The sequence below is a fragment of the Pelatocladus sp. genome, assembly GCF_059505505.1.
This window is the reverse complement of record NZ_JCACKS010000186.1, coordinates 1-2,577: the sequence shown is the minus strand read 5'-3', so window position 1 is coordinate 2,577 and position 2,577 is coordinate 1. Positions and strand designations below refer to the sequence as shown.

General features: G+C 39.0%; 2 protein-coding genes. Both read right to left on the bottom strand.

Features of this window, described 5'->3' with window-relative positions; genetic code table 11:
• Window positions 1–6: 6 nt before the first annotated feature.
• Window positions 7–2,022, bottom strand: coding sequence for an HAD family hydrolase (locus AC5JMK_RS14200; RefSeq protein WP_495910398.1), 2,016 nt, complete (start codon window positions 2,020–2,022; stop codon window positions 7–9).
• Between the two features lie 163 nt (window positions 2,023–2,185).
• Window positions 2,186–2,509, bottom strand: coding sequence for a GMC family oxidoreductase (locus AC5JMK_RS14195; RefSeq protein ID WP_495910397.1), 324 nt, complete (start codon window positions 2,507–2,509; stop codon window positions 2,186–2,188).
• Window positions 2,510–2,577 lie beyond the last annotated feature (68 nt).

Below are 2,577 nucleotides of genomic sequence, written 5' to 3'. Positions count from 1 at the left end.
ATTGGTTTACCCATTGTTGTTACTGTACTTCACTAGATTAAGAAACGCTATATATTGTCCAAAATTAATGCTAATTTTCAAAGCAGTCCGCAGCAAAGGAGGAGTCAAAACAAGCGCTCCTTCGTGCCACCAATAAATTTGTCGCCAGGTTGCCTTATACTCAGGTAAAAAGGGCTGAATCATATCTTTCCAAGCGTAACTCTTGGCTAGATAAGGCACAAAATATTCATCCTCTAAACCTAATTCTACAGGAAAACTACCCCAAGCATTTGCCTCAGCGAAAGAAGGATTGGAGCAAAAAGTTTCAATCGCTTCTATGGTGGCAGCACGCACATCAGCCTGGGGATTAACTAAGCTGAAATCAAGTAGTAAATTGTCAGTAAAACTGCATATTGTTTTGCGAACAATATGATAACCCCAGTTTATAACTTGTTGATTATATTCATTTTTAATAACAGGTTTTATTTGCTCGTCTACTTCTTGATAATCAACTACTGAACCATGATCTGCAACACAAGCTATTTCCATGAGCGCAAATAAAAATCTATAGTTATCACAGAAACCTAGATTATTTTCGATATCGAAGAAGTATGTCTCCGGTCTGATAAATTGGTTTTTTAAAGCTTGTTGTCCTAAATACGGGAATAAACTCACAGGAAGCTTCCCTGTCGAAACAGACATAATGCTGGAAAGCATATAATGCAAGTTACCAGCCGCACCTACATCAATAAAACCAAATTCAGTCATATCTAACATTCCTTCTTGCTTTAAATACTTGACCATAACTTTGCGCTTTTGGTCAGCTTTGCGAAGAATTATCTCCTGTATATTTTCATTTTGAATTAATAATTGATTCAGTTTTTTGCGTTCATCAATAGTTATATTACGTAACCAGTCTTTTTCCGTAATGCCTATAGAAACCAGGCTAGATTTTATTTGTTCGGGATTGATATCAAGTCGAGATAGTATAGTGTGTACTGACAAAGGCGAGTCAACACTAGCTGATGACCAAAAGATGCCATTTAAGTGTTCCTCATCAACACTGGTAATACTCGGAAGTAGCCAAGCACATCTACTACCGTAGAAGTAGCGAAGTTCACAGTCAAAATCAAGCTTCTTGATTAACCTGCGTGCGATTTCGAGCAATATTTGACCATCTCTCGACACAAAGTAGAGTCGCTTTAAGCCTAATTTTTGAGCACGCCTCAATACCCAAAGGGTAAAGCCAACCAATAAAGGAGCAACTACACCGGCAGCCACATCACGTTGAGCCTCTTCTTTTAAAGAAGAGGCAGGAATTGTTAAACGTGCTAATCTCGATGCTCCGGCCATAGCAGAAGATAAACCTTCTGTAGCCCAGGTGTAAGAATCAAGAATTTCTTCATACCGATTGAGTTTGGCATTAAGGAATGGCGTAACCTTAAGCCCAACGTCCTTTGCAGATTGAACATCAGACCATAAGTCGTCACCACAATGAGATACTAGGTTGGGAGCAGTATTTTCGCAGCGTAGTATTTCTCGGAACAGTTCACCTGATGCTTTTGATTTAGAATAGTCACACGATACATAACAGCGATCACCATCTAAATACAGACCGTGGTGAGCTAGCTGTTTTTGGATAAACTCAGTTCCCAGATACATATCCGATACAAAAATAATACGCTGGTTGCGATCGCGTGCGGACTGCACAAGTTCTCTGGCTTGGGGTACAGGGCGAATTAATTCAGCTTCCAACTCAAGTTCCAACTTCATCAACTCGTCACACTGCGTTTGAGTTAGCCCTAGTGCATTTCCTAATTCAGCGTAAATTTGATGCAAATTTAATTTAGAATCAATACCACCTGCATTTCGGACGGCACGCACTTGAGCATCAATACGGGCACGGGCAAAGGCTTCAGGTGTATATTGCAAGAGTGATAAGTCTTTAACTTTATTTCCCAAGAGGATAGCGCATGACTGTGGCGAGCCAAATGCTCGTGTCAGCACAGTATCGAATACATCAAATGAAGCAATTTTGGTCATAAAACTTTATGGAGTTTTTATTAGTTGGAAAGCATTATGTTTGTCAAAACAAGAAGCAAGGTAACCTGGTTGCAAAATCTCCTGATAATTTAAGCAATCGACCAGTCTTTTTCAAAAATTCATCATAAATTTTGAGTAGTAATTTATTCATTTTTATTAATATTCAATACTTCTGCTCCTTGATATAATCTGCAAGTCGAATTGCTAAAGCGACAATATTAAGCGTCGGGTTAGCAGAGCCGCCAGTGGGAAATACTGAACTACCAGCTATATACAAGTTACTAATTCCATGTACTCGACAATTCTCATCAACAACACCTTGTGTAGGATCTATATGCATACGTGTAGTTCCCATTTGATGGCAAGATGGAAATAAGCCAGCGATAGCCGAATAGCGATCTATAGATTCTTCCGTATATAAAGTTGGATAATATTTTTTGCTAGCTATGATAAATTTACCTGAACCATATAGGTGCGGATGTTCCATAAAGAATCGGCCAACCAATACCTTCGCCAAAATAAAGAGGGCTTTCCGTAGTAGAGTTATTGTTTACC